Genomic DNA, 25195 nt, shown 5'->3' with positions numbered 1-25195 from the left:
TGCCGGTGTGGCGCCGCGAGAATTCACGGCGCCATCGGAGGCACTTCAGATACTGTTGGAGTCGCCTCGGTTCAGCTTCCGGGCTGGATCAGCGTCCAATCCCCGCCCTTGATCTCCAGCATCCGGAACGCCGAAAGATCGAGACCGAGATGGTCGGTCGGAGACATCGTCACGATTCCTCCCGTGCCCACGAAGCCCTTGGTTTTTTCGATCTCGTCGCGCACCTTGCCGGAATCGGCCGAATTCGCGCGCTTCATGGCGTCGACCAGGATGAAGAGCCCGTCATAGGCATGACCGCCGAACGTCGAGACCGGCTGCTTGGCCGATGCCTCGTAGGTCTGCTTGTAGTCCACCACGATCTTCTTTTGCGGATCGGTATCAGGCAACTTGTCGCCGACCAGAAGCGCGGCGGCCGGAAGCCGGACGCCGTCGGCAGCAGATCCTGCGAGTTCGATGAAGCTCTTCGAGGCAACGCCATGGCTCTCGTAGAGCGGCGTTGCCGACATTCCTAGCTGCGCATAGTTGCGGGTGACGATCGCCGGGCCCTGTCCGAAGCCGGGATTGACCACCGCTTGAATCCCGGCAGTGTTCTTGATCTTGGTCAACTGTGCCGTCATGTCGGTATCGCGCGGGCCGTAGGTCTCATCGGCGACGACCTGGATGCCATAATTTCCGGCGACCTTGAGACACTGCGCCCTCATCGAGGTCCCGAAGCCATCGGTACCGGAGATCATCGCGATCTTGGTGAAGGTGCGGAGCTTGAGGTTCTCAAAGATCTTCTCGCACGCCATCTTGTCCGTATGCGGCGTCTTGAAGACATACTGGCGCACGGGATCGACGACCTCGATGGCACCCGCGAGTGAAATGAACGGCACCTTGGCTTCCTCGAATACGGGGATCATCGCCATCGTCGTGCCGGTGGTCGAGCCCCCCACCATCGCGGAGACCTTGTCGTCTTCGACCAGACGCGTGGCGAAGGTGCGTGCCTTGTTGGCGTCGCCGCCGTCGTCATACACGACGAGCTCGATCTTCTTGCCAGCGACGCCGCCCACGGCGTTGATCTTGTCGACGTACAATTTCAGGGTCTTTTCCTCGGGATCCCCCAGGAACGACGCGGGCCCCGTGACCGAAAGCACCGATCCGATCTTGATCGTCTCCGCGGCGTAGGCCGGGCCGCAAATAGCGAGTCCCAAAATGGAGAAGCCCAGCAGGCAGCGGGCCGCGCGTCGATTGAACTGATTCAGATCCGGCATTTTCGTCGATCCCTCCCGTGTCGGGAACCCTTCGGTTCCGCTGATATTGTTGTCCGGACAATTACTATTGACCGACCGGTTGGTCAATAGTAATTCATCGGACGATTTCAATTCTCAGATCGCGGCCGTCAGAAGCCGCTTGCGGGAGGTGGACGTGGAGAAAGACCTGATATTGACCGAGGTCAGGGACGGCTATCGCGTGCTCACGCTCAACCGGCCCGACCGGCTCAATTCCTTCACCTCGGCGATGCACACCACGCTCATCGCCGCATTGTCCGAGGCGGAGTACGACAAGACCTGCCGCGCCTTGATCCTGACCGGAGCGGGACGCGGCTTCTGCGCGGGCCAGGATCTTTCCGACGGGGTCTTCACGCCGGGCGAGACCCCGGATCTCTCGGTCCCCATTGCGAAGTACTACAATCCGCTGGTGCGCAAGCTGCGCCACATGCCGCTCCCGGTCATCTGTGCCGTCAACGGAATAGCCGCGGGCGCCGGCGCGAACGTCGCGTTCGCGTGCGACATCGTCATTGCCGCGCGCTCGGCCAAGTTCAGTCAACCCTTTGCCAAGCTCGGTCTCGTCCCAGACGCGGGCGGCACCTGGTCTCTGCCTCGCCTCGTCGGCGGCGCCCGGGCTCGCGCGCTCGCGCTGCTCGCAGAGACCATTCCAGCGGAAAAGGCCGAAGCCTGGGGAATGATCTGGAAGACTTTGGACGACTCCGAGCTGATGGCGGAGGCCCATCGGCTCGGCACCTATTTCGCGAGCCAGCCCACCGATGGACTGGCGCTGATCAAGCAGGCCTTCGTCGCCTCCGAGACCAACAGCCTCGACCAGCAACTCGATCTCGAACGCGACCTGCAAGGCCAGGCCGGCCGGACCGCCGACTACGCGGAAGGCGTCAGTGCGTTTCTGGAGAAGCGTCCTCCGAACTTCGCGGGACGGCGTTAGGCGACCACGCGACTGTCTTCCGACCCGAGACCGAAAACCCGGAGTCTCCTCCTTGTTGCACATCCCCTTGCGTAAGCTCGACGAGCTCAAGCCTCGATCGACCGATCTCGACCGTTTCGAAAAGGCGACCACTGACGAGCTGCGGGCATGGCAGCGCGACCAGATGCTGTGGTCGCTCCGGCACGCCTATGAGAACGTTCCGCACTATCGCGCCAAGTTCAATCTGGCGGGCGTGCGTCCGGACGACCTCAAGGGCCTCGAGGATCTCGCGAAGTTTCCCTTCACCACGAAGTCCGATCTTCGCGACAATTACCCGTTCGGCATGTTTGCCGTTCCGAGACAGAACGTCGCGCGCATCCACGCCTCGTCCGGCACCACGGGCCAACCGACGGTCGTCGGATACACCAAGCGCGACATCGAGATCTGGAGCGACGTGGTGGCGCGGTCGATCCGCGCCGCCGGCGGACGGCCCGGGATGAGGCTGCACAATGCCTACGGATACGGATTGTTCACGGGCGGGCTCGGTGCGCATTACGGCGCCGAACGTCTCGGCTGCACCGTGATCCCGATCTCCGGCGGGATGACCGAGCGTCAGGTGCAGCTCATCCACGATTTCGAGCCCGAGATCATCATGGTGACGCCGTCCTACATGCTGGCGATCCTCGATGAGTTCCGAAAGCAGGGCCTCGACCCGCGGAAATCCTCGCTACGGATCGGCATCTTCGGCGCCGAGCCCTGGACCAACGCCATGCGGGAGGAGATTGAAGAGGCCTTTGATCTTCACGCCGTCGACATCTATGGTCTCTCAGAAGTCATGGGACCGGGGGTCGCGAGCGAATGCGTCGAGACCAAGGACGGTCTCCATATCTGGGAGGATCACTTCTATCCCGAGGTGATCGATCCCACGACCGGAAGGGTCCTGCCGGACGGTGAAGAGGGCGAGCTGGTTTTCACGTCGCTGACGAAGGAAGCGCTGCCGATCATCCGCTATCGCACGCGCGACCTGACCCGCCTGCTTCCCGGCACGGCCAGGACCATGCGCCGCATGGAAAAGGTCACCGGCCGCACCGACGACATGATCATCCTTCGCGGCGTGAATGTATTTCCAACCCGGATCGAGGAGATTATCCTCACGGTGGACGGACTGTCGCCTCACTTCCAGATCGTCCTCACCAGGGAGGGCCGCATGGACCAGATGGAAATCAGGGTGGAGGCGCGCCCCGATGCGCTCGAGCCGGACGTCCGTCTCGCCGCCGCGACCCGGCTCGAACATTTCGTCAAGAACACCGTCGGCGTCTCCGCCCGCGTCTGCGTCCTCGATCCCGAGGGCATCGAGCGCTCGGCTGGAAAGGCAAGACGCATCATCGATCAAAGACCAAGGGAGTAGATCTCGATGACACAGCCTCGAACTAACGGCGTGCTGCCGGGCCAATCGGCAGAAGACGTCGTGAGGCTCGCGAGCTTCATCCGCGGCAACTGGTCAGCCGGCCAGGATTCGACGGACGTGCTCAGCGCCGTCACCGGCGACGTCGTGGCGCACGCAACCAGCGGCGGCTTCGACATGCGCGACATGCTGGCTTACGGGCGCACGGTCGGCGGCCGCAATCTGCGACGGCTGACCTTCCATCAACGTGCCGCCATGCTGAAGAAGCTTGCCGAGCATCTCAACGAACGCAAGGAACCGCTCTACAAGCTTTCGTTCCAGACCGGCGCCACGCGCACCGACGCCATGATCGACGTCGACGGCGGTATCGGCACGCTGTTCGCCTATGCCGGCAAGGGCCGCCGCGAATTGCCAAATTCGACGTTCCTGCTGGACGGAGAGATCGAAGGGCTGTCCAAGGGCGGGACGTTCGCCGGCCAGCACGTCGTGATGCCGCTGCGCGGCGTAGCGGTCCACATCAACGCCTTCAACTTCCCCTGCTGGGGTCTGCTCGAGAAGCTGGCCCCTGCCCTGCTCGCGGGCATTCCCGTGGTCACCAAGCCCGCGACAGTGACGTCCTACGTCGCGCACGAACTGGTGCGGACTATCATCGCGTCCGGCATCCTGCCCGAGGGCGCGCTCCAGTTCGTCGTCGGCTCGACCGGGGACCTGTTCGACCATTTGACCTGCCAGGACCTGGTGTCCTTTACGGGTTCGGCCGACACGTCGCAGAAGCTGCAACGCCACCCGGTCATCTCGCGTGAAGCCGTCCGCTTCATCGCGGAGCGGGATTCGCTCAACGCCGCGATTCTCGCGCCGGATGCGACGCCCGGAAGCCCCGAGTTCGACCTGTTCGTCAAGGAAGTGGCGAAGGAGATGACGGTGAAGGCGGGGCAGAAATGCACAGCCATCCGCCGTGCGCTTGCGCCCAAGGCACACATCGATGCGGTCGTAGCGGCACTGCGCGAACGCCTGTCGAAGGTGACGGTCGGCAATCCTGAACTCGATTCCGTCAGGATGGGACCGCTGGTTGGGCTCGCTCAGAGAAGCGACGTGCTGGCCAATCTGCACAAGCTCCGTACCGAAGCGGAGATCGTCGCCGGAGACCTCGACGATTTCCGGCCGATCCAGGGCGACGCCTCGCGAGGCGCGTTCCTTCCTCCCATTCTGCTGCATTGTCCCAATCCGCGAGACGCAGCCCACGTCCATGAGATCGAGGCGTTCGGTCCGGTCTGCACCGTCATGGGTTACGACGATCTGGAGGATGCCGTCGCGCTCGCGAACCGCGGCGGCGGCAGTCTCGTCGCCTCCGTTTACACCCACGACACCGCGACGGCCGCCGAGCTCACCTTCGGCATCGGCACCTTCCATGGACGCATGGTCTTCATCGACCGCGACTGCGCCAAGGAGCAGACTGGCCACGGCTCGCCCCTGCCGCAAATGGTCCATGGTGGCCCCGGCCGGGCCGGCGGAGGCGAGGAGCTGGGCGGCGTCCGCAGCCTGCATCACTACATGCAGCGTTCCGCGTTGCAGGGCTCGCCCGCGATGCTTACCGGCATCACCGGACGATGGTCCAAGGGTGCTCCCGTTCTCGACGGGGACCGCCATCCATTCCGATATCATTTCGAGGATCTCGAGATCGGCCGCACCTTCATCTCGAAGGAGCGCACGATCACGCTCGACGACATCGAACATTTCGCGCACTTCACCGGCGACACCTTCTATGCCCACATGGACGAGGAAGCGACCAAGGGGCATCCGTTCTTTCCGGGCCGCGTCGCCCACGGATATCTTCTGCTGTCGTTCGCGGCCGGTCTGTTCGTCGATCCCGAGTATGGTCCGGTGCTGGCCAATTACGGCCTCGACTCCCTGCGCTTCCTGAAGCCGGTGCAACCCGGAGAGGCCATCAAGGTCAGGCTGACGGCAAAGGAGAAGGCCCCGCGCAACAAGCAATATGGCGAGGTCCGCTGGGACGTCGAGATCACGACCGGCACGGGTGAAACCGCCGCCACCTACGAGCTGCTGACGATGAACGCCATGCGAACCTAGGAGCTGGAAGAAGCCGCAGCGAAGCTGCGGGAGGAAGAGCGGCTAAAGCAGCTCTTTCTGCCGCCCCTTGCTCGCCGGCTTCGACTTGCCGTTCGATCGCGTCAGCGTCGCCGCCGCGTCGGCCGCTCCGGACAGGACGAGGCGCGTGACGAACTCCGCATATTCGGCCCGCGTCATCGAACCGCCTTCGCGGAACCAGAGATAGTGCCAGTTCAGCATCCCGAAAACCGTCATGGTCAACGGCTTCAACACGCGCTTGTGGTTCACGCTGGGTCGCGCGGCGGCCAGCGCGTCGGCGAGGATATCGACAAGGATCCTCTCCTTCGCCAATAGCGGTTGCTGCTTGTCCTTCGGCAGAAGCTTGAGGCTGGCGATCTGCACCTGATGCTCGGCATCGGCATGCCGGTATTGTTCGAGGAAAGTCCCGATGACCGTCTTCAACCGCGCCTGGGGCGTTGCGGTCTCGTCGTCGGCCTTCTGGACGGCCGCGACCAGCTTTTCGAGATGGGCCGAGAGGATGTCGAAAAGAAGCGCCTCCTTGTCCTGATAGTAGTGATAGAGCAGCGCCTTCGAAACGTTACAGCCGTCCGCGATCGTATTCATGGACGTTCCGACGTAGCCCGATTCCGCGAACAGCTGGGCCGAACGGTGCAGGATAAGGAGACGCTTGTCGTCGTAATCCTTCGCGCGGGAGCGAGCCATATCCTGTTCCATTCTCTGCCAAATCGGCGCTCAATATCTCAGTGATAAATCAATAAAGATAAATTTCCAAACCATGCAACAGCCGGCCCTGCGCATGCGGGTGGCGCTCCAATGGACTATTGACCGACCATACGGTCAATATTACACGGTGTCGGTGGGCCATTTGGGCCAGATGACCGGCTTGTTTGCCGGATCGGCGTTTCAACGCTTGATGATAACGCCTCTTGTCGAAGCAACCGCTCATGACGCGGAATCTTCGCGAATCGGATCGACCGATGTGAGCGCGCGACAGACGCGGAATGGGTTGTAGCCATCACCTTCGAGATCGGCGTAGTCGCAGACTTGCTCACCGATACTGTGGACCCGGTCACGGGTCTCTAACTTGCCCTCGACCTGCATCGCTCGGAAGAAGGCAAGCACGTCAGGTCGCTTGATGTCTTGCCGGTAGAGCTTGCCGAAACGCTTCTTTAGAACAAACCGTGACGGACACCGATGTACGCAAATACCTGCTTTTCAGGGGATTTTCGCAACTCGTGAACAGCATCGAACATCCTAGCTCGACTTCGAATAGGCGCCGCTTTTACCCTCGAGGTAATCGAATTGGGCCTCGGACCAGCGCATCTTCGGTCGCAACAGGAGATGACCATGATCGCGCTGCTGCTCTACCGGACCGTCGCTGACCACCTTGCGCCCTGGGCGATGACGTTCGCAACCCTGATGCTCGCCCGCAGCCTCAACATGCCCGAGCCGCTGGTGCATTCGACCGGCGACTATGTCGTCGCGCGCGTCATCGCCTTCGAGCATGGCGTCGGCAAGAGCCTCTGCCCCTTCCGCCTCGCCCGCCAGCTGCGCGCCTGGTGGCGCTGTTTGCACTGAGTTCACCCCAAGCCCAACCCAACCATGGAGACCCCAGATGATCGACGCATCCACCTTCCTTCGCCGCACCCTGCTCGCCGACGCCATCTTCAGCGGCATCGCCGCGCTCGGCTTCACCTTCGGCGCAGGCGCGTTTGCAACGCTGTTCAACCTGCCCGAGCCGCTGCTGCGCGAGACCGGCTTGTTCCTCATCGCCTACACCGCACTGGTCGGCTGGCTCGCCTCGCGCGCGGTGATGCCGAAACCACTGGTGCTGCTGGTCGTGGTCGGCAATGCCGCCTGGACGGTCGGCAGCATCGCGCTGCTGTTCTCGGGTGCGGTGTCGCCGAACCTCCTCGGCGAGCTCATGGTGATAGCGCAGGCAATCGCGACCGGCGTATTCGCCGAGCTGCAATATGTTGGGCTGCGGAAGAGTGGGGATGCGGTCACGGCGTAAACCTTCGTGTCCCGGACGCCCTGCAACGCCTTTACCATTGCTGCGCCGCGTCCGGGGCACGAGAGGTGAGTGAAGCGCACGCCTGTCTCCACATCGTCATAGCGAGCCGAGCGAAGCAATCCAGAATTCCTCCGTGGTGATGGTCTGGATTGCTTCGCTCCGCTCGCAATGACGGCGTGTGCAGTAACGCCATTCACTTCCAACTTACATCACAAATCGCTGACACACCTTCGCGTCCTAGCGGCTGCCTTCGCCATCGGCCGGTGATGTTAGGATAATAAGTCGGCTGCCAGTTGGTTGTCAGGAGTTACACCAGCGGCCGTAGCCCGGCACCCGCGGAACTAATGGTTCCCTCGCACGTTGGGAACCTACGGTCTCAGCCCTCTCGCTGGGCGATCATGTTGCCGAGGGCAACGAATTACCAAACAATTCAGCAGGATGCAGGCGGGTGCATTTGCCACCGGAGAGCCGCCCACTCTCAACGAGTGGCCGCGGTTAGGTGTGATGAAGGAGAACAATAATGGCCGCGCAGGCGGGAGTTGGCGTCGCATCGCTCGTGTCACGAAACGAGAAAACCATTCTTCCGGAATGGGTCGAATTGCAGAAGAAGGCCGGCATTCTCCACACCGGCCGCATTTCCGAAGGCGAGTTGCAGTCGCAGTCCAGAAACTTCCTGCATTTGCTGCACGAGGCACTGACGCAGGGCGGGACCGACACCTCCGGCGCGGCTTACGAGCCCGCAAGGGCCATGCTCGCCGATCTCTCGCGAACCCGCGCATTGCAGGGCTTTTCTCCGAGCGAAACTGCGACGTTCATCTTTTCGCTGAAGCAGCCGCTGTTCAACGCGCTCAATCGCGACGGGACGCTGTCCGCGGAGCAGATCGCGTCGACGGTCTCGACGTCAACGGCATTGCTCGACGAACTCGGCCTGTTCACGCTGGAGATCTTCCAGAAAAGCCGCGAAGAGATCATCGTCCGCCAGCAGCGTGAGATCGCGGAATTGTCGACACCGGTCGTCAAATTGTGGGAGGGCATTCTCGCCCTGCCCCTGATCGGTACGCTCGACAGCCAGCGCACGCAGGTGGTGATGGAAAATCTCCTGCAGACCATCGTCGATGACGAGGCCGAGATCGCGATCATCGATATCACCGGCGTGCCGACGGTCGATACGCTCACGGCCCAGCACCTCCTGAAGACAGTCGCTGCCGCGCGCCTGATGGGCGCCGATTGCATGATCAGCGGGATCAGGCCCCAGATTGCCCAGACGATGGTGCATCTCGGCGTCGAGCTGAACGTGATCTCGAAGGCCTCGCTGGCCGACGCGTTCGCAGTCGCGTTGCGACAAACCGGGCGTGCCGTCGTGAAGACGAGGAGAATCGAGGGATTCGCACTTCCGGGGAAGAAGAGCGGCGGGCAGGACGCCTGACGATGGATCGCATCCCTATTCTCAAGTTCGGTAACGCGCTGCTCGTCACCATCCAGGTCGACATGCACGACCGGCTGGCAACGGCGCTGGAAGAAGATCTGACCAGCAAGATCGTCGCCCACAATTCGCGCGGCGTTCTGATCGACATTTCGGCGCTGGAGATCGTCGACAGCTTCATCGGCCGGATGCTGGACAACATTGCCGCGGTCTCGCGCATTCTCGACGCGGACACCGTCGTTGTCGGAATGCGGCCCGCCGTCGCGATCACGCTGGTCGAGCTTGGCCTGTCGCTGACGGGCGTCAAGACCGCACTGAACGTCGAGCGCGGCATGGCCTTGATCCACGATCGCCTCGCCGGGTCGGAGGCAGACGATGCCGACGACCAAGACTGACCGTGTCGCGATCAAGATCTCCGATGACGTGGTTCGGGTGAGGCAATTGACCCGGGCGCTGTCGGTCGAGGTCGGACTGAGCCTGGTCGATCAGACCAAGATCGTCACGGCGTCCAGTGAGCTCGCGCGCAACACGCTGGACTATGGCGGAGGTGGCGAAGTGACGGCAGAGATCGTCGAACAAGGCGGCCGCCGTGGCGTCCGGCTGACGTTCGAGGACAAAGGCCCCGGCATTGCGGATATCGAGCAGGCCCTCAAGGACGGCTTTACGTCCGGCAAGGGCATGGGTCTCGGCCTCGGCGGCGCCAAACGGCTGTGCAACGAATTTTCCATCGACTCCAGGCCCGGCGAAGGCACCAAAGTCACCATTGCACGTTGGAAGTGATGATGAAATCCGTCGGCGTCAACGATCAAAGCGGCGTCGCGGAGGCAAGGCGGGCAGCAACCGATCTCGCCCAACGCGTGGGCTTCACAGAGACCGACAAAGGCAGGCTCGCCCTGGTCGCGACCGAACTTTCAACCAACCTCGTCAAGCACGGGTCGGGCGGGGAAATTCTCGTCGGAACCTATGAGGACAACGAAGGCCAGGGCATTGAAATCCTCGCGCTCGATAAGGGTGCCGGCATGAGCAATGTCGCAGCCTGCTTGGAGGACGGGTATTCCAGTGCAGGCACCGCGGGCCGCGGCCTCGGCGCGGTCATACGGCAATCCCACTACGTCAACATCGGCTCGTGGCCCGGCGTGGGGACCGCCGTGCTGGCGCGCGTAGCGCCTGGCACGCCCCCTTCCATCAAGCCGCCGACTGTCCCAACCTGGGGCGGCGTCTCCATCGCCAAGGCCGGCGAGGATGCCTGCGGCGACGCCTGGAGCGTGTCCAATGCGGGCAATGTCCGCACCCTCCTCGTGGTTGACGGCTTGGGGCACGGACCGGAAGCCTCGGACGCAGCCGTCGAAGCCGTCCGGCTGTTCCATCGCTACAACGGCCACACCGTCGCGACCCTGATCGACTACATCCATGGCGGCCTGCGCGCGACGCGCGGAGCAGCCGTCTCGATCGCGCGCTTCGACCCCGCCACAAAGAACATCAACTTCTCCGGGATCGGCAATGTCGCCGGCGTCATCATCACCGCCGGCGAGACCAAACGGATGGTATCGATGGCCGGAACGGCGGGCTTCAACACGCGGAAGATCCGGGCGTTCGACTACCCGTTTGCTCAGGGCCTGATCATCCTGCATTCGGACGGGCTGGCCTCAAGCTGGACGGTGGACCGTTATCCCAATCTGGCGGCACTGCACCCGTCGCTGATCGCCGCGATCCTCTATCGCGATTTCACCCGGGTTCGCGACGACGCGACCGTGCTCGTGGCCAAATGGTGAAGCTCATGGCGGCATCGTCCAAACTCTGGCCCATCGTCACCGTGCCGATCGAGAACGAGAGCGACGTCGTCGCCGTCCGCCAGCGCGCCCATCGCGTCGCCGATATGCTGGGGTTCGAACGGCAGGACCAGACCCGGATCGCCACCGCGGTCTCCGAGCTTGCGCGCAATGCTTATGGCTATGCCGGCGGCGGTCGCGCGGAGTTCATTCTCGATGCCGCCACGACGCCGCAGCGTTTCGCCATTCGCATCTGCGACAACGGACCGGGCATCGACAATCTCCAGCTCATCCTCGACGGACAATACCGTTCGCCGAGCGGCATGGGGCTCGGTCTGATCGGCGCACGCCGGCTGATGGATACTTTCAGCATCGATTCCAATCCTGGCAAGGGGACGACCGTCGAGGTCGGACACAAACTGCCACTCCGCGTCGCGCCATGGCCGCGGGCCAAACTCACCGACATCGTATCCAGCCTGAAGAAGGAAACGTCGTCCGATCCGCTTGCGGCTCTGCGAGAGCAGAACCGCGAATTGATGCAAAACCTGGAAGAGCTGCGACGCCGGGAAGAGGAAAGCCAGCAGCTCAACCAGGAGCTCGGCGACACCAACCGCGGCGTGGTGGCGCTCTATGCCGAGCTCGACGGCCGGGCCGAGCAATTGCGGCAGGCCAGCGAACTCAAGACGCGCTTCCTCTCGAACATGAGTCACGAATTCAGGACGCCCTTGAATTCGGTGCTGGCGCTGTCGCGCCTGCTGCTCGACCGCATCGACGGCGACCTGACGCCGGAGCAGGAACGCCAGGTCGGCTATATCAGGCGCTCGGCCGAAAGCCTGCTCGACCTCGTCAACGACATGCTGGATCTCGCCAAGGTCGAGGCCGGTAAGGCTGAGATCAAGCCGGTCCGGTTCGCGGTGACGAGCCTGTTCGGCGCGTTGCGTGGGGCGCTGCGCCCGCTCCTGACCAGTACGGCCGTCGAGCTGCTGTTCGAATCTCCAAAGGACCTGCCGCCGCTCTGCACTGATGAAGCAAAGGTGGCGCAGATCCTGCGCAATTTGATCTCAAACGCGCTCAAATTCACAGAAGAAGGCGAAGTGCGGGTAACCGCGCGCACGGGCGACAACGGCGCCAGCGTCGTCTTCTCCGTTCGCGACACCGGCATCGGGATCGCGCCGGAGCACCATGAACGCATTTTCGAGGAGTTCTCGCAGGTCGATACCAAGCTCCAGAGAAAGGTGAAGGGCACTGGCCTCGGCCTGCCCCTGTCGCGTTCGCTGGCACGCCTGTTGGGCGGCGACCTCACGGTCGAGAGCGGCCAGGGCCAGGGCTCTGTCTTCTCACTGAAGATTCCGGCTTCGCTGGGCGAGCCGGGGCGCGAAATGCTGACGCGCTCCGCCGACGACAGCAAGAGCGTGCTGCTGATCGATGACGACGAAACCTTCCGCTACGTCATGCGACAGATCGTCGGCAACGAGACGCGCTATGATTTCATCGAGGCAGACGGCGGCGAGGAAGGATTGCGGCTCGCCCGCGAGAAAAAGCCCGACGTCATCGTGCTCGACCTGCAAATGCCGGCGGTGGATGGCTTCACCGTGCTGCAACAGCTGGCCGCCGACGATCGCACCAACGGCATCCCCATCGTCGTCTCGACCTCGATGACGATCGACGCCTCGCTGAGGTCGCGGCTACCCGAGCACGTGCGGCTGATCTCCAAGAACGCGATCTCCCGCGAAAGCGTGTCCTCATTCCTGCGCGACGCCGTCCAGGGTGTCTCATGAGCGCCGGCGAAAAAATCGTCATCCTGAATGTCGACGATCTTGAATCGCAGCGCTATGTGAAGACACGCGACCTGCATGCTGCCGGATTTGCCGTGATCGAGGCGCAGACCGGCGCGGAAGCGCTTCGCCTGATCGAGCAGCACAGGCCGCCTCTCGTGCTGCTTGACGTTCAGTTGCCCGACATCAGCGGCTTCGAAGTCTGCGCCTTCATCAAGACGAAGTGGCCGGAAGTGATGGTGTTGCAGACGTCAGCGACATTCACGGCGTCCGAAGACCGCGTCAGCGGACTGAACGCCGGCGCCGATTCCTATCTCGTGCAACCCGCCGAACCGGTCGAGCTTGCCGCCGCGATCAACGCCCTGCTGCGGGTCCGCCGCTCCGAGGATGCCTTGCGCGCGTTGAACGCCACGCTGGACAAGCAGGTTCAGGCGCGCACCGAAGAACTCGAGCAGGCCAACCGGAAACTCCGTGAGGAGGTCGTGCAGCGCCAAAAGGCCGAGTCGCAGCTGTTGCAGTCCCAGAAGATGGAGGCGGTCGGACAGCTGACGGGCGGGCTTGCGCACGATTTCAACAATCTCCTGACCGCGGTCGTGGGCAATCTCGACCTGATCCGCGCCCGGGCGACCGAGCCGCGCATTGCCAGGCTTGCGGAGAACGCCTTCAAGGCCGCCGAACGCGGCTCGAAGCTGACCGCGCAATTGCTGGCGTTTTCGCGGACCCAGAAGCTTGCCACCGAATCCGTGGATCTCAATCGCCTGATCATGGACGGGTACGAACTGCTCAAGCAGTCGCTCGGGGCCAACATCGCGATGCAGACCGATCTCCACCCGAGCGCGCCTTGCGTGGTCGCCGATTACAACCAGCTTGAAGTCAGCCTTCTCAATCTCGCAATCAATGCGCGAGATGCGATGCCGGAGGGCGGGATCCTGACGATCACCACGGCCTGCGACGCCACCGACGATCGCAAGGTCGTGCTGTCGGTGACGGACACCGGGACCGGCATGTCGCCGGAGGTGATCGCGCGCGCCTTCGATCCGTTTTTCACGACCAAGCCTCCCGGCAAGGGAACGGGCCTGGGATTATCCCAAGTCTACGGACTTGTGCGACAGATGGGCGGCGACGTCGCCATCAAGAGCGAGATCGGCAAAGGCACCTCGATCCAGCTATTGCTTCGCCGGTCGAATGTCAGCACGGAGACGGCCACCGAAGCCCAAGGCGCCGCCGAACGCGGACATGCGGAGCGCATTCTGATCGTGGACGACGATCACGACGTCCGCGGTCTCATGACCGACTTCCTGTCCGATATCGGATACGTCGTTCACGAAGCGGACCATGGCGCCGCGGCGCTTGCCTTGCAAAAGACGGTGAACCCGCAATTGATGATCATCGACTTTTCGATGCCGGGCACCAATGGCGCCGAGGTCGTCAAGGCGGCGCGGGCCGTGCAGCCATCCCTGCCCGTCCTGTTCGTCAGCGGCTATGCTGACTCCGCTGCGCTGGAAGCGGCGATGGGGACTGCACCGTTCTTGCGCAAGCCGTTCCGGCCTGCCGAGCTGGCCTCGGCCGTGCGGACGACGCTTGATGCAGGTGGCGGAAGCAAGCCGTGATCGAGAGAAGCTACGCCTTCGCCCGGCCGACCTTGCCGGCGAAATGCTTGCCGTTCAGCTTCTTCTTTTTCGCCGCGGCGCCCTTCGCGCCCGCCTTCAGCGCTTTACGCTCCGCGCGGGCCTTCACCTTGGCGCGTTCGGCCCGCTCTTCGGCACGCAGCTTCTTGCGCTTGGCCTCGCAGGAGGGGCACTTGCAGCCGATCGGCTTCAGATAGGCTTTAAAATAGTCGGTGCCGTAATCGTAGTTGATCTCGTCGCCCGGCTCGATGTTCCTGATGGCGCGGATGAAGACCTTGCGCTCGCGCGGGCGGACGTCGGATTCGGAGTTGGGCCGGCAGGAATGGTTGATGTAGCGGGCGAGATTCTTGCGCACCGAGCCGTCGATGGTCCAGCGGCCGTTCAGCTCGAACAAATACTTGTTCTCGATGTCGTCATGCTCGGGGATGCGCGAATCCAGGATCGGTCCGTAATAACGGATGATCCGGGTCCCCTTCTTGATCGGTTTGGTGGCGAAGAGGCCAAGCCCGGTCTTGGAGCGGCCGACGCGATAGGGCTTTTGCGACGAGATGGCTGGCATGATCAGAAGTAAGGAGGACGCGAACGAGGCTGAGTGAGCCCAAGCGAAGTCGCTCTTCTAGAACGATTCCGTGCCGCTGTCAGGTATCTCCCGCGCTTGTTTGAACCTTGCCCACAATGAAGATGTCCGAAGCGTGGAGTTCCCGGACATCCGCGCATCATGTTTGCCCTTGCAGGCGCCCAATCCGTGAGCAGCATCTACAATACAGCCAAAAGACTGCGGCGCTAAGCCGGCAGCTTTCCTGTCACGGTCGACTTCAGAATCGCTTCCAGCAGCTGCTCGGCCGTCGTGCCCGCGGGCAGCCGCTCCAAAATATCCTCGAGCCGCCCGTCCAGCAGCAGCATGGTGAAGCCGTGCACCATCGACCAGGCCCGTGCGATCGCGGCGCCCTGCTCGATTGTCAGCGCATCGCCGCTGATCTGCTCCTGCCGCATCGCGCCGATCGCGTTGGCAAGCCCGGCGAAGGAGGATTCGGCCGCCTCGTGCAGCGACGGCCTGGAATAGTCGAGACGCTCGGTGCGGAACATCAGCCCGTACATGCCGGGATGGGCCTGGGCATAGGCGACATAGGCCTTTGGCCGCGCCAGCGCGCGCGACAGCGACGTGGTCGCGGAGTCGCACGCCGATGCCATCGCCGCATTGAACTGGCGGAAGCCAATCGCTGCGAGCTCGCTGACGAGCCCGGTGAGGTCGCCGAAATGATGCGTCGGCGCGGCATGCGAGACCCCCGCCTCGCGTGCGACCGCGCGCAGCGTCAGGCCAGCCAACCCGTCGCGTTCCAGCACGCGTTCGGCAGCCTGGAGCAGCGCCTCGCGCAGGGCGCCGTGGTGATAGGGCGTCTCGGCCTTCGCGCTCGCCTGGCGTCGCGCCGGACGTGCTGCCGATGCCGTCTTCTTCGGGGGGCGCGCGAGGCGCGCCGTTTCTGTCTTGGTGTCGCTCTTGCCCATGGGCCAAGCTATATGACGCAATATTGACAGTGTAAAGATTTCGCTTGACGAATGAAGCGGTCGGCACTATCTCATCTTTACGATGTAAAGATAAGGGAGAGATGCGCCGTGCAACAGGACGCCACCGCTGAGCGCCGCAACAATATCGCGCCGATCCCGTTCGAGGCGGATGCGCCTGTCCTCAAGATCATTGGCGAATTGCCGCGCGAACTCAACGGCACTCTCTATCGCAACGGCCCCAATCCGCAGTTCGAGGCGCCCGGCGCGCACTGGTTCGTCGGCGACGGCATGCTGCATGCCTTTCGCCTCGAGAGCGGGCGCGCCAGCTACCGCAACCGCTGGGTCCGAACGCCGAAATGGCTCGCCGAGCACGATGCCGGCCGCGCGCTGTTTGGCGGATTCGGCCGCAAGCTGCCGGATGCGCCGGCAGACCTCACCGACGGCGGCGTCGCCAACACCAACATCATCTTCCATGCCGGCAAGCTGCTCGCGCTGGAAGAGGCGCATCTGCCGACCGAGATCGAGCCGGGCACGCTCGCAACACGCGGCTATCACAATTATCAGGGTCGCGTCGCCGGCAGTTTTACCGCGCATCCGAAGATCGATCCCATCACCGGCGAGCTGGTGTTCTTCGGCTATAATGCGGCGGGGCCGTTGACATCAGCTCTCTCCTACGGATCGATCGATGCGTCCGGCAAGGCGACGCGCTTCGAGCGCTTCGAGGCGCCCTATGCCAGCATGGTGCACGACTTCATTGTCACCGAGAACCACGTGCTGTTTCCGATCCTGCCCATCACCGGCAGCATGGAGCGCGCGACGAGCGGGCGGCCGCCTTACGCCTGGGAGCCGGAGAAAGGCGCCTATGTCGGCGTGATGAAGCGCAGCGGCACGGCAAAGGACATCGTCTGGTTCCGCGGTGAAGCCTGCTACGTCTTCCACATCATGAATGCTTGGGAGGACGGCAACCGCATCATCGCCGACGTCATGCAGTTCGAGGAGGCGCCGCTGTTTCCGCATCCTGACGGGCGGCCGACCAATCCCGAGAAATCCTTTGCGCGCCATTGCCGCTGGACCTTCGATCTCTCAGGCAATACCGACCGCTTCCAGCAGACTTATCTCGACGATCTCACCGGCGAATTCCCGCGCATCGACGATCGCCGCGCCGGGCTGAAGAGCCGGCACGGCTGGTACGCCTGCGCTAATCCAAAACTGCCGAGGTTCGGCGCGCTGTCCGGCATCGTTCATGTCGACGGCAATGGAACGCGACTCGGCCATTATCTGCTGCCGACCGGCGACACCATCTCCGAACCGGTGTTCGTCGAGCGATCGAAGGATGCGGCGGAAGGCGACGGCTGGCTGCTGGCGGTGGTCTGGCGCGCGCGTGAAAACCGCAGCGACCTCGCCGTGTTCAACGCCACCGACATCGAGGCCGGGCCCGCCGCGCTGGTGCAGCTCGGCCATCGCGTGCCGGACGGCTTTCACGGCAATTGGGTGGGGGCGCAGTAGCTCCCTCCCCGTCGTTGCGGATGCATCACCAGGGAGGCTTCGCATGCACATGCCCGCGATCACCGCGAACTATCTCGCCATCCTCGCCTTGATCTACGCAACGCTCGCGCTCCAGGTGATCCGGCTGCGGAGGAGCAGCGAGGCTCCCTTCAACGACGGCGGCAATGCGAGCCTGCGCAGCGCGATCCGCGCCCACGGCAATTTCATGGAATACGTCCCCATCATCGCACTGATGGTCGCGCTGCTCGAAATGTCCGGCGCGTCGCCCTTGCGCATCCACATGCTGATGGGCGCCCTTTTGCTGTCGCGGCTGCTGCATCCGCTCGGCATGTACGCGACGCCGGGATCGCTGCGGTTCCTGATCTGCCGCGGCGGCGGCATCTTCCTGACCATCGGCCTCTTGATCTCTTGCGCGCTGACCATCCTGTCGCGCCTGCCCTGGGCCGCGGTCGCCGACGAAATCTCGGATCAAGCCATTGCAACAATTCAGTTTTTACAAGTCATTCACGTCATTTTGACACTGTAAAGATTTCGCTTGACCCAGTGCCGGCGCTGAACTAGTTATCTTTACACCGTAAAGATTGGCTCGACCGAGGCGGCCCATGACGATTTTCCTGATCCTTGCCCCCTATGGCGTCTACACTTTCCTGATGTTCGCGACGTCGGCCACCATCAGCGTGTTCGCGGCCTCCGCGATCTGCCTCGCGACAATCGCGATCGACGTTGTGCGCGGCCGCTCGGTGAAGATTTTAGCCGCGGGCTCGGCGATCCTGTTCGCCGCAATCGGCCTCACCCTCGCGCTGTTCGATTCGAAGCTCGGCACGCTCGGTGTCAAGCTCTCGGTCGATATCGGCATCTTTGTCATTTCGCTCGGCTCAATGCTCGCGCGCCGTCCCTTCACGCTGCAATATGCGATCGAATCCGTTCCGGCCGAGACCGCGGCGATGCCCGGCTTTCTCACCGCCAATTACATCATCACAAGCGCATGGACCGCCGCCGCCTTGTTGATGATGGCCGCCAACATCGTGCTGCTCTACTTCCCGGGCCTGCCGGTTTGGCTGGGTCTCGCGGTCGCCTTCGCCGCCCGCAACAGCGCGATCTACTTCACAAAGTGGTATCCCGAATATCGCCAGATCAAGTACGGTGCGCCGGCCGGCGCGCTGCCGAACAGGCACTGACAGGGATCGACGATGAAGGACGTATTCGCCCGCCTCGCCTCCGACTTCCTGTCGGCCATCGTCTTCCTGGTGATCTATCTCATCACCGACAACGTCATCCTGGCGACGTCGGTGGCGATTGCCGGCGCGATCGCGCAAGTGATCTATGCCCGCGTCAGGAAACAGCAGCTCAGCTACATGACCTACGCGAGCCTCGCGCTCGTCGTCGTGCTGGGCACGATCACGCTGCTGACCAACGATCCCCGCTTCATGCTGGCGAAACCCTCGATCGCGCATTTCGCAATCGGCGCGATCATGCTCAAGCGCGGCTGGATGCTGCGCTACATGCCGCCGATCGTCACGGAGACCGCGCCGGAATATGTGACGGCCGCGGGCTATGCCTGGGCTGCGCTGATGTTCGCAATCGGCGCCGGCACGATCGCGGTCGCCTCGACCGGCGATCTGAAACTGTGGGCGTTCTACATCTCGGTGGTTGCCGGCGGCGCCAAGATTTTGGCCTTTGCGGTGCAGTATGTCGTGCTCCGGCTCGTCGTCACCAGCCGCCGGCGCGCCGCCGCCCGCGCTTGATCGCCTCAACGGGGCGTTAGGCGGCCACCGCGAGTTGCGCTATACGCTCGGCCCAGGACTGGCTGCGGATCGTCGTGGCCCGCCGGGATCTGTTCGGGAGACGCGAATGGCCGTAGACGGCAACTGGAATCTGACCATGACCACGCCCATGGGCGAGCGCCAGGCGACGCTGACCCTGCTGAGCTCCGGCGGCACGCTGACGGGCACGCAGGGCGCGGAAGGCAATACCGCCGAGATCTTCGACGGCACCATCAGCGGCGACGCCGTCAATTGGAAGGTTTCCATCACCAATCCGATGCCGTTGACGCTCGAGTTCATCGGAAAGATTTCCGGCGACAGCATGAGCGGCGAAATGGGCATCGGCCCGATGGGCAGTTTTCCGTTCACGGGCGTGAAGGCTTGATCTTCTCCCTCGCCCCACTCCCCGCGTAAGACTTCCGTGAGACCTTTACCCCCGGATCGCACCGGACGATGCTTCGCATCGCCGAGGCGATCCGACCTCTCCCGCAAGCGGGAAAGCAAGCTAGCCCAAATTCAACTCCTTGAAGAAGTCATTCCCCTTGTCATCAATGATGATGAACGCGGGGAAGTCGACGACTTCAATGCGCCAGATCGCTTCCATGCCGAGCTCGGGATATTCGAGCACCTCGACCTTCTTGATGCAGTGCTCGGCGAGGTTCGCCGCCGCACCGCCGATCGAGCCGAGATAGAAGCCGCCATACTTCTTGCAGGCTTCGCGCACCGCAGGCGCGCGATTGCCCTTCGCCACCATCACCATCGAGCCGCCGGCGGCCTGGAACTGATCGACGAAGGAATCCATGCGGCCTGCCGTGGTCGGGCCGAACGCGCCGGAAGCGTAGCCCTCGGGCGTCTTGGCCGGGCCGGCGTAATAGACCGGATGGTTCTTGAAGTAATCCGGCAGCGGCTCGCCCTTCTCCAGCCGCTCGCGCAGCTTGGCATGCGCGGAGTCGCGCGCCACGATCATGGTGCCGGTCATCGAGACCCGGGTCTTGATCGGGTTTTTCGAGAACGTCGCCAGAATGTCCTTCATCGGCTGGTTGAGGTCGATCTTGACGACCTCGCCGCCGAGCGACTGCTCGACCTGCGGCAGATATTGCGCCGGGTTATGCTCGAGCTCCTCGAGATAGACGCCGTCCTTGGTGATCTTGCCGAGCACCTGGCGATCGGCCGAACAGGACACGCCGAGCCCGATCGGCAGCGAGGCGCCATGACGCGGCAGGCGGATCACGCGCACGTCGTGGCAGAAATACTTTCCGCCGAACTGCGCGCCGACGCCGAGCGACTGCGTCATCTTCAGAATTTCCTGCTCCATCTCGAGATCGCGGAACGCGTTGCCATCGGGCGAGCCGTGCGTCGGCAGCGCATCGAGATAGCGGGCGGACGCCAGCTTCACCGTCTTCATGCAGAGCTCGGCCGAGGTGCCGCCGATCACGATCGCGAGGTGATAGGGCGGGCATGCCGCGGTGCCCAGCGTCAAGACCTTCTCCTTCAAGAAAGCGAGCAGCCGGTCCTTGGTCAGCACCGAGGGCGTGGCCTGGAACAGGAAGCTCTTGTTGGCGGAGCCGCCGCCCTTCGCCATGAACATGAACTTGTAGGCGTCATTGCCCTCGGCATAGATCTCGCACTGCGCCGGCATGTTGTTGGCGGTGTTCTTCTCCTCGTACATCGACAGCGGCGCGACCTGCGAGTAGCGCAAATTGCGGCGCAGGTAAGCATCGCGCGCGCCTTCCGACAGCGCAGCTTCGTCGTCGCCGTCGGTGATGACGTTGCAACCCTTCTTGCCCATGATGATCGCGGTGCCGGTGTCCTGGCACATCGGCAGCACGCCGCCGGCGGCGATATTGGCGTTCTTCAAAAAGTCCAGCGCGACAAACTTGTCGTTCGGGCTCGCCTCGCCGTCCTCCAGGATCGCGCGGAGCTGCTTGAGATGGCCGGGCCGCAAGTAATGGTTGATGTCGCCGAAAGCCGCCTCCGACAGCGCCCGCAGCGCCTCGCGCGATACCACCAGCATATCCTTGCCCAAAACCTTCTCGACCCGGACACCCTCGGCCGTGATCTTCTTGTAGGGCGTCTCGTCCTTGCCCAGCGGGAACAGCGGGGTGTGCTTGTAGGGCGGAACGGGCTTTGACTGGTCGGGGAAAGCGGAGGGAGCGTTCATGGGGCGGGTCTCGGGTTTTGGAGCCCTCGCGCGGGCCCCTAGCATAGAAGCGTTCTAAGCTTTTTTGCCGCAAAGGGAAGGGAGCGAATCGCCGACGGTCGTCCCGCTCTCGCATAGGGGGCAACATCTACCGGCGGCCCTCCTAAACGCCTCGTTCCTGTGCGCCGTGAAAGACCGCAGCGATCACAACCCGGCGGTGTAGTTCATCGACCTGATAGACCACGAGATAGGGCAATCGTGGCACCACCCATTCATAGAACCAGGCCAGCGTGCCCCATGAAAGGAAAGGAAGTCAGCAGTCCGATACTCTTGAAAAGTCGGTCCGTAACCTTCTTCGCTGCGACAGGGCTGTCTTGCGCGATCCAGTTGAAGATGCCCTCGAGATCAGCGATAGCCTGATCGTCGAAGACAAGGTCCATCGACATTTACGAGCCGAAGCGCTCGACGCGAGCGCGGGCCTCGGCGAGAGAGAGAGCAATTTGCGGTTTGGATCAGCGATCCGGCGACGCACTTCTGCGTAGTCCAACAACGCGCCGGCTGCGGCGTCTTGCTCACCTTCCGGAAGTTGCTCGATTTGGCGAATAGCCTCTTCTAGGAGCTTTGTCATAGGGCCAACATAGCACGCCGGACGAGCTAGAACAGCCACTCCGCCCGTGGAAATGCACCTGCTCACCCTTGCACTTCGCGCGCGCCGACGCTTGAATACGCCCTTCAAGGGGCTTTTCATCATGATTTTCAAACTGAACGTCCGCGGCGCGATTCTGGTCGCCGCCGCAATCACCGGCCTTGTCACCCTCGCCGCGCCTGCGCGTGCGGACCAGTGCGACGACATCGCCAAGCAGCTCGCGAGCGGCATCGACGGGCTGAAGGTCAACTTCAAGGCCGCCAACATCATCTATCTGACCCACCCGGCGGCGAAGGAGCTGTCGCTCGGCTGCCAGGCCCAGGGACAGACCTATTCCAACGAGCTCTATGCCAAGGGCGATCGCAAGCCGACGCCGAAGTTTTTTGATCTGGTCGCATCCGCCGCAGCCATCACCTTCACGCTGCCGAAGGACGACACCACGACCGGCGCGACACGCTGCCTGAAGCGCATGGGCCTGTTGCGCGGCGACAAGGTGTCGATGCGCTACAAGCGCCTCAACATGGAGTGCACGCGTACGAAAACGGACGCCGCGATCACGATCACGCGGCCGAAGGACGAGTAGGCGCGCACGCACGCTGACCGTGGGGCATAGTCCGGTTACCGCGGACATAGTCCGGCCGTATCGCGACGCCGCCCGCCACACACTCCGTCATTGCGAATCGAGCGCTCGCGGAAACAGGAGCAGTGCCTCGCCAGATCCATCGCATTTTAACGATTGGCTTGACGGAAGTTTCGTCGCCCGCAGGGCAGGATCAATTGTTTCAACCTGTGAGGATTTGTGGATGAGCGTTTCCAGCGTTGCGCCGCCTCCTGTAACGATCGTGGTCCCGAGCTACGACACGACCAAGCAGCAGGACGACCAGGCCAAGACCAACGACAACGACCCGACCCATCAGCCGACGCCGCCCGCGCCGCTGCCGCCGGGCCAGGGCACGCGGATCGATCAGCTGGCCTGATCCGGCTGGCCTGCGATGGATCGCCCGATCCGGCTGATCGGGCCTTTCGCGTCTCCGGCCGCATCTTTGCCGGATAGCGACGCTATACTCGTGCAAGACTGCCCGGGGAACCGCGCATGATCGCACGCCTGCTCTTGCAGAACACGATTCTCATCGCCGCGATGGGTGCGCTGCTGTTCGCCGCCGCCGGCACGCTGCATTGGCCTGGCGCCTGGGCGTTCCTCGTCATCTCTGTTTTGCTTGGCCCGCTCTGCGGCTGGTGGCTGTACCGGATCGATCCGGCACTTCTGGCCGAGCGTCTGCGGCCCGTTCTTCAGAAAGGCCAGCCGGCCGCCGACAAGGCCTTCATGGTCGTGTTCATCGCGGCGATGCTGGGCTGGCTCGTCGCGATGGGGCTCGACCGGCGCCATCTTGCATCACACATGCCGCTCGCATTGCACGCGCTCGGCGTCGTGCTGTACCTCGCCTCGACGCTGTTCACGCTGTGGGTATTCCGCGAGAACTCGTTCGCAGCACCGGTAGTGAAGCTGCAAGCCGAGCGCGCACAGCGCGTGATCTCGACCGGACCCTACGCCCATGTCCGTCACCCCATGTACAGCGGCATGATCCTGTTCTTTGCCGGCGTATCGCTGATACTCGGCTCATGGTGGGGACTTGCGATGGCGCCGGTCTTTCTCGTGCTGTTTACGGTTCGCATCCGCATTGAGGAGCGCACGCTGCGCGAGGGCCTGCCCGGCTATGCTGACTATGCGACGCGGGTGCGCTATCGGCTGCTCCCGGGCGTGTGGTAGCTTAGCTGTCGAGCTCCTTGTAGCGGCGGAAGATGCCCTGCTCGTTGAAGGGGATGCGGCGCTCGCTTGCGAGATAGGCCTTGATGTTCGGCCGCGCCGCCACGCGGTCGTGCAGGCTGACGAGGCCGGGGATGTCGCCTTCGAACGCCTTCATGCGCTTCGGAAAGGCGTAGCGCAGGCCGTCGATAATCTGGAACAGCGAGAGATCGACGTAAGTCAGCCTGCGCCCGGTGACATAAGTGCCGCCATTGTCGTCGAGAAGCTGTTCGAAATAGCCGAGATATTTCGGCACGCGCTCGCTCCAGAAATCGGCCGTGCGCTTCTTCGCCGCCGGCTTCTGGTCTTCGTAATAGAGCGAGGGTCCGAGCGGGTGATGGGTGTCGTGGATCTCCAGCACGAAATCGGTGATGGTGAGCTGGAGCTGGTGCACCCAGAGTTTGCCGGCTTCCGTCTTCGGCGCAAGCCCGTGGCGGGCGCCGAGATAGAGCAGGATATTCGCGGTCTGGCCGATGACGAGCTTTCCGGCCTTCAGGAACGGCGGCGCAAACGGCGGCGTGCCCTTATGCGCGTCCATCATCTTCATCATCGCACCGCTGCCGCGCGGCCCCCGCGCGACGTCGAGATAAACCGCACCCGCCTCCTCCAGCGCCAGCCGCACATATTCACCGCGGCCCTGGATCTCGGGCCAGTAATAGAGCTCGTATTTCATGGGGGGTCCGTGCGGGTGGGGGCGATTGCTATCAATGTAGCATGCGTCATCGGGTTCCGTCAGCGTGGGACGGAGTGACTCTCGCTGAACACTCCATCATTGCGCGCGCAGCGAAGCAATCCAGAGTCCCTCCGCGGAGACAGTCTGGATTGCTTCGCTACACTCGCAAGGACGAATGAGGGAGCTCAGTGTCTTAGTTCACCGCAAAACAATACAGCAGTCCGTCACCGCCGGTGCTCTTCAGATCAGCCTGCGAGCAGCCGCCATCGGGTCCGCGCGAGGGGTGTGCGGAGTTCCAGGATTTGACCGTCGGATTGGTCGCAGGACCGTTGATGTCGGAGTGGCCGAGCATCGCGGCGCCTTGCGTGCTCGACGTCCAGTTTTTGCAGGTGCGGTCGTCGGAGCCCACAAACGCGGTGCCGTCGGGCTGCGATCCCGTGAGAATATCGTGCCGATTGGGCTGGTCGCCATAGCCGTTCACAATCTCGCCCTTCTCGGTCAGCGCTGTTTCCTTGTTGATCTTGTTGGCGCTGTGCAAATCGGCCACGTCCTTGGCGACTGCGGCGCCCTTCGCATTCTGCCACGGTCCCTTGCCGATGCGGTCGCGCGCGTTGACGGCCGGCTTGCCGTCGGCAGCCTGCGTCGAGAGATAGGCTCGCCAACTCCTGGTGCCCGCACCGGCCGATTGCGCGAGCTTCTGGCATTGGGCGTCGGCACCGTCGAGGCCGCCAAGATCGGCACCCTTACCCGGCCCGCTCGAGGTCACGAAGAACGTCATGTCGGCCGACTGAGCCCGCACCGCTGGACTTACGAAGACCGCGAGCGCAACGCCTGCTGGCACGATGACCCTGGCAATAATGCTCATCCTATCCTCCCG

General features: G+C 63.1%; 28 protein-coding genes. 19 read left to right on the top strand and 9 right to left on the bottom strand.

The features are described from left to right. Positions 1–71: 71 nt before the first annotated feature. Positions 72–1253, bottom strand: coding sequence for an ABC transporter substrate-binding protein (locus UB31_RS29405; RefSeq protein WP_045008625.1), 1182 nt, complete (start codon positions 1251–1253; stop codon positions 72–74). 154 nt (positions 1254–1407) lie between these two features. Here UB31_RS29405 and paaG point away from each other — a divergent pair, with 154 nt between their 5' ends. The 3 genes from paaG to paaZ are packed head-to-tail and all read left to right on the top strand — an operon-like array spanning position 1408 to position 5671. Further along, the gene (gene paaG / locus UB31_RS29400) at positions 1408–2199 is read left to right on the top strand and encodes a 2-(1,2-epoxy-1,2-dihydrophenyl)acetyl-CoA isomerase PaaG (protein WP_045008862.1); all 792 of its coding nucleotides are present in this window, start codon (positions 1408–1410) and stop codon (positions 2197–2199) included. Between the two features lie 52 nt (positions 2200–2251). Further along, entirely contained in the window at positions 2252–3586 is a 1335-nt protein-coding gene (gene paaK, locus UB31_RS29395; protein ID WP_045008626.1) for a phenylacetate--CoA ligase PaaK, read from the top strand. A 6-nt stretch (positions 3587–3592) separates the two neighbouring features. Continuing rightward, positions 3593–5671 (top strand): phenylacetic acid degradation bifunctional protein PaaZ, encoded by a 2079-nt coding sequence (gene paaZ / locus UB31_RS29390; RefSeq protein ID WP_502691294.1) that lies wholly within the window; start codon positions 3593–3595, stop codon positions 5669–5671. A gap of 42 nt (positions 5672–5713) precedes the next feature. On the opposite strand, the gene UB31_RS29385 is transcribed toward paaZ, so the two are convergent. Both UB31_RS29385 and UB31_RS43060 read right to left on the bottom strand, forming a co-directional pair. Next, positions 5714–6373 carry a TetR/AcrR family transcriptional regulator gene (locus UB31_RS29385; RefSeq protein WP_045008627.1) on the bottom strand — a complete coding sequence of 220 codons (660 nt, stop codon included), beginning with the start codon at positions 6371–6373 and terminating at the stop codon, positions 5714–5716. Positions 6374–6613: 240 nt separating this feature from the next. Beyond that, positions 6614–6877: a phage integrase central domain-containing protein gene (locus UB31_RS43060; RefSeq protein ID WP_502691296.1), complete on the bottom strand. Its 264-nt coding sequence runs from the start codon at positions 6875–6877 to the stop codon at positions 6614–6616. Between the two features lie 141 nt (positions 6878–7018). Between UB31_RS43060 and UB31_RS29380 the strand changes: the two genes are divergently transcribed. The 8 genes from UB31_RS29380 (at position 7019) to UB31_RS29345 (ending at position 14262) form a co-directional block, all read left to right on the top strand. Next, positions 7019–7249 carry a hypothetical protein gene (locus tag UB31_RS29380; RefSeq protein WP_197087466.1) on the top strand — a complete coding sequence of 77 codons (231 nt, stop codon included), beginning with the start codon at positions 7019–7021 and terminating at the stop codon, positions 7247–7249. 37 nt (positions 7250–7286) lie between these two features. Next, positions 7287–7685 (top strand): hypothetical protein, encoded by a 399-nt coding sequence (locus UB31_RS29375; protein WP_045008629.1) that lies wholly within the window; start codon positions 7287–7289, stop codon positions 7683–7685. 520 nt (positions 7686–8205) lie between these two features. After that, on the top strand, positions 8206–9111 hold the full coding sequence (locus UB31_RS29370) for an STAS domain-containing protein (protein ID WP_045008630.1): 906 nt from the start codon (positions 8206–8208) through the stop codon (positions 9109–9111). Positions 9112–9113: 2 nt separating this feature from the next. Continuing rightward, complete coding sequence (locus UB31_RS29365; protein ID WP_045008631.1) at positions 9114–9503, top strand: STAS domain-containing protein; 390 nt, start codon at positions 9114–9116, stop codon at positions 9501–9503. Beyond that, the gene (locus UB31_RS29360) at positions 9484–9888 is read left to right on the top strand and encodes an anti-sigma regulatory factor (RefSeq protein ID WP_045008632.1); all 405 of its coding nucleotides are present in this window, start codon (positions 9484–9486) and stop codon (positions 9886–9888) included. Before UB31_RS29365 ends, UB31_RS29360 begins: the two co-directional genes overlap by 20 nt. After that, a complete protein-coding gene (locus UB31_RS29355; RefSeq protein WP_045013413.1) occupies positions 9888–10880 on the top strand; it encodes an ATP-binding SpoIIE family protein phosphatase in 993 nt (330 codons plus the stop codon). Before UB31_RS29360 ends, UB31_RS29355 begins: the two co-directional genes overlap by 1 nt. A 5-nt stretch (positions 10881–10885) precedes the next feature. Beyond that, entirely contained in the window at positions 10886–12655 is a 1770-nt protein-coding gene (locus UB31_RS29350; protein ID WP_245306098.1) for an ATP-binding protein, read from the top strand. Then, the gene (locus UB31_RS29345; protein WP_045013411.1) at positions 12652–14262 is read left to right on the top strand and encodes a response regulator; all 1611 of its coding nucleotides are present in this window, start codon (positions 12652–12654) and stop codon (positions 14260–14262) included. The genes UB31_RS29350 and UB31_RS29345 overlap by 4 nt, the downstream gene beginning before the upstream one ends. Positions 14263–14272: 10 nt before the next feature. Here UB31_RS29345 and UB31_RS29340 read toward each other — a convergent pair whose 3' ends face one another. Continuing rightward, on the bottom strand, positions 14273–14839 hold the full coding sequence (locus tag UB31_RS29340; RefSeq protein ID WP_045013410.1) for an SET domain-containing protein: 567 nt from the start codon (positions 14837–14839) through the stop codon (positions 14273–14275). A gap of 224 nt (positions 14840–15063) precedes the next feature. Continuing rightward, positions 15064–15786 (bottom strand): TetR/AcrR family transcriptional regulator, encoded by a 723-nt coding sequence (locus UB31_RS29335; protein WP_045013409.1) that lies wholly within the window; start codon positions 15784–15786, stop codon positions 15064–15066. A 108-nt stretch (positions 15787–15894) separates the two neighbouring features. On the opposite strand from UB31_RS29335, the gene UB31_RS29330 reads away from it, so the two are divergent. The 5 genes from UB31_RS29330 (at position 15895) to UB31_RS29310 (ending at position 19440) form a co-directional block, all read left to right on the top strand. After that, positions 15895–17292 (top strand): carotenoid oxygenase family protein, encoded by a 1398-nt coding sequence (locus UB31_RS29330; protein WP_045013408.1) that lies wholly within the window; start codon positions 15895–15897, stop codon positions 17290–17292. A 43-nt stretch (positions 17293–17335) separates the two neighbouring features. Beyond that, complete coding sequence (locus UB31_RS29325) at positions 17336–17818, top strand: MAPEG family protein (RefSeq protein WP_050044878.1); 483 nt, start codon at positions 17336–17338, stop codon at positions 17816–17818. A gap of 76 nt (positions 17819–17894) precedes the next feature. Continuing rightward, entirely contained in the window at positions 17895–18470 is a 576-nt protein-coding gene (locus UB31_RS29320; RefSeq protein ID WP_045013407.1) for a hypothetical protein, read from the top strand. 12 nt (positions 18471–18482) lie between these two features. Next, positions 18483–19037 (top strand): inner membrane-spanning protein YciB, encoded by a 555-nt coding sequence (locus UB31_RS29315; RefSeq protein ID WP_045008640.1) that lies wholly within the window; start codon positions 18483–18485, stop codon positions 19035–19037. A 106-nt stretch (positions 19038–19143) separates the two neighbouring features. Further along, the gene (locus UB31_RS29310; RefSeq protein ID WP_045013406.1) at positions 19144–19440 is read left to right on the top strand and encodes a hypothetical protein; all 297 of its coding nucleotides are present in this window, start codon (positions 19144–19146) and stop codon (positions 19438–19440) included. Positions 19441–19560: 120 nt separating this feature from the next. Here UB31_RS29310 and UB31_RS29305 read toward each other — a convergent pair whose 3' ends face one another. Next, the gene (locus UB31_RS29305) at positions 19561–21216 is read right to left on the bottom strand and encodes a fumarate hydratase (RefSeq protein WP_045013405.1); all 1656 of its coding nucleotides are present in this window, start codon (positions 21214–21216) and stop codon (positions 19561–19563) included. 251 nt (positions 21217–21467) lie between these two features. Beyond that, on the bottom strand, positions 21468–21635 hold the full coding sequence (locus UB31_RS42880; protein WP_283806053.1) for a type II toxin-antitoxin system RelE/ParE family toxin: 168 nt from the start codon (positions 21633–21635) through the stop codon (positions 21468–21470). Between the two features lie 309 nt (positions 21636–21944). On the opposite strand from UB31_RS42880, the gene UB31_RS29295 reads away from it, so the two are divergent. From UB31_RS29295 to UB31_RS29290, 3 genes are all read left to right on the top strand, one after another. Next, positions 21945–22424 carry a hypothetical protein gene (locus UB31_RS29295; protein WP_045008865.1) on the top strand — a complete coding sequence of 160 codons (480 nt, stop codon included), beginning with the start codon at positions 21945–21947 and terminating at the stop codon, positions 22422–22424. 220 nt (positions 22425–22644) lie between these two features. Beyond that, positions 22645–22818 carry a hypothetical protein gene (locus UB31_RS42275; protein ID WP_197087467.1) on the top strand — a complete coding sequence of 58 codons (174 nt, stop codon included), beginning with the start codon at positions 22645–22647 and terminating at the stop codon, positions 22816–22818. 116 nt (positions 22819–22934) lie between these two features. Beyond that, complete coding sequence (locus UB31_RS29290) at positions 22935–23609, top strand: methyltransferase family protein (RefSeq protein ID WP_045013404.1); 675 nt, start codon at positions 22935–22937, stop codon at positions 23607–23609. 1 nt (position 23610) lies between these two features. Here UB31_RS29290 and UB31_RS29285 read toward each other — a convergent pair whose 3' ends face one another. Continuing rightward, positions 23611–24318: a glutathione S-transferase gene (locus tag UB31_RS29285; protein ID WP_045013403.1), complete on the bottom strand. Its 708-nt coding sequence runs from the start codon at positions 24316–24318 to the stop codon at positions 23611–23613. A 193-nt stretch (positions 24319–24511) separates the two neighbouring features. After that, entirely contained in the window at positions 24512–25183 is a 672-nt protein-coding gene (locus tag UB31_RS29280) for a hypothetical protein (protein WP_045013402.1), read from the bottom strand. Positions 25184–25195 lie beyond the last annotated feature (12 nt).

Origin of the sequence: Bradyrhizobium sp. LTSP849, from assembly GCF_000938255.1 — a bacterium.
In the GTDB taxonomy this organism is placed as follows: Bacteria; Pseudomonadota; Alphaproteobacteria; order Rhizobiales; family Xanthobacteraceae; genus Bradyrhizobium.
This window is presented reverse-complemented; position numbering and strand designations above follow the sequence as displayed.

Excerpts from the sequence above, each read along its gene's own strand:
- UB31_RS29405 (WP_045008625.1), bottom strand. The coding sequence starts at position 1,253 with ATGCCGGATCTGAATCAGTTCAATCGACGCGCGGCCCGCTGCCTGCTG.
- paaZ (WP_502691294.1), top strand. The coding sequence starts at position 3,593 with ATGACACAGCCTCGAACTAACGGCGTGCTGCCGGGCCAATCGGCAGAA.
- UB31_RS29385 (WP_045008627.1), bottom strand. The coding sequence starts at position 6,373 with ATGGCTCGCTCCCGCGCGAAGGATTACGACGACAAGCGTCTCCTTATC.
- UB31_RS29380 (WP_197087466.1), top strand. The coding sequence starts at position 7,019 with ATGATCGCGCTGCTGCTCTACCGGACCGTCGCTGACCACCTTGCGCCC.
- UB31_RS29375 (WP_045008629.1), top strand. The coding sequence starts at position 7,287 with ATGATCGACGCATCCACCTTCCTTCGCCGCACCCTGCTCGCCGACGCC.
- UB31_RS29370 (WP_045008630.1), top strand. The coding sequence starts at position 8,206 with ATGGCCGCGCAGGCGGGAGTTGGCGTCGCATCGCTCGTGTCACGAAAC.
- UB31_RS29365 (WP_045008631.1), top strand. The coding sequence starts at position 9,114 with ATGGATCGCATCCCTATTCTCAAGTTCGGTAACGCGCTGCTCGTCACC.
- UB31_RS29360 (WP_045008632.1), top strand. The coding sequence starts at position 9,484 with ATGCCGACGACCAAGACTGACCGTGTCGCGATCAAGATCTCCGATGAC.
- UB31_RS29355 (WP_045013413.1), top strand. The coding sequence starts at position 9,888 with ATGATGAAATCCGTCGGCGTCAACGATCAAAGCGGCGTCGCGGAGGCA.
- UB31_RS29350 (WP_245306098.1), top strand. The coding sequence starts at position 10,886 with ATGGCGGCATCGTCCAAACTCTGGCCCATCGTCACCGTGCCGATCGAG.
- UB31_RS29345 (WP_045013411.1), top strand. The coding sequence starts at position 12,652 with ATGAGCGCCGGCGAAAAAATCGTCATCCTGAATGTCGACGATCTTGAA.
- UB31_RS29340 (WP_045013410.1), bottom strand. The coding sequence starts at position 14,839 with ATGCCAGCCATCTCGTCGCAAAAGCCCTATCGCGTCGGCCGCTCCAAG.
- UB31_RS29335 (WP_045013409.1), bottom strand. The coding sequence starts at position 15,786 with ATGGGCAAGAGCGACACCAAGACAGAAACGGCGCGCCTCGCGCGCCCC.
- UB31_RS29325 (WP_050044878.1), top strand. The coding sequence starts at position 17,336 with ATGCACATGCCCGCGATCACCGCGAACTATCTCGCCATCCTCGCCTTG.
- UB31_RS29320 (WP_045013407.1), top strand. The coding sequence starts at position 17,895 with ATGACGATTTTCCTGATCCTTGCCCCCTATGGCGTCTACACTTTCCTG.
- UB31_RS29315 (WP_045008640.1), top strand. The coding sequence starts at position 18,483 with ATGAAGGACGTATTCGCCCGCCTCGCCTCCGACTTCCTGTCGGCCATC.
- UB31_RS29310 (WP_045013406.1), top strand. The coding sequence starts at position 19,144 with ATGGCCGTAGACGGCAACTGGAATCTGACCATGACCACGCCCATGGGC.
- UB31_RS29305 (WP_045013405.1), bottom strand. The coding sequence starts at position 21,216 with ATGAACGCTCCCTCCGCTTTCCCCGACCAGTCAAAGCCCGTTCCGCCC.
- UB31_RS42880 (WP_283806053.1), bottom strand. The coding sequence starts at position 21,635 with ATGGACCTTGTCTTCGACGATCAGGCTATCGCTGATCTCGAGGGCATC.
- UB31_RS29295 (WP_045008865.1), top strand. The coding sequence starts at position 21,945 with ATGATTTTCAAACTGAACGTCCGCGGCGCGATTCTGGTCGCCGCCGCA.
- UB31_RS42275 (WP_197087467.1), top strand. The coding sequence starts at position 22,645 with ATGAGCGTTTCCAGCGTTGCGCCGCCTCCTGTAACGATCGTGGTCCCG.
- UB31_RS29290 (WP_045013404.1), top strand. The coding sequence starts at position 22,935 with ATGATCGCACGCCTGCTCTTGCAGAACACGATTCTCATCGCCGCGATG.
- UB31_RS29285 (WP_045013403.1), bottom strand. The coding sequence starts at position 24,318 with ATGAAATACGAGCTCTATTACTGGCCCGAGATCCAGGGCCGCGGTGAA.
- UB31_RS29280 (WP_045013402.1), bottom strand. The coding sequence starts at position 25,183 with ATGAGCATTATTGCCAGGGTCATCGTGCCAGCAGGCGTTGCGCTCGCG.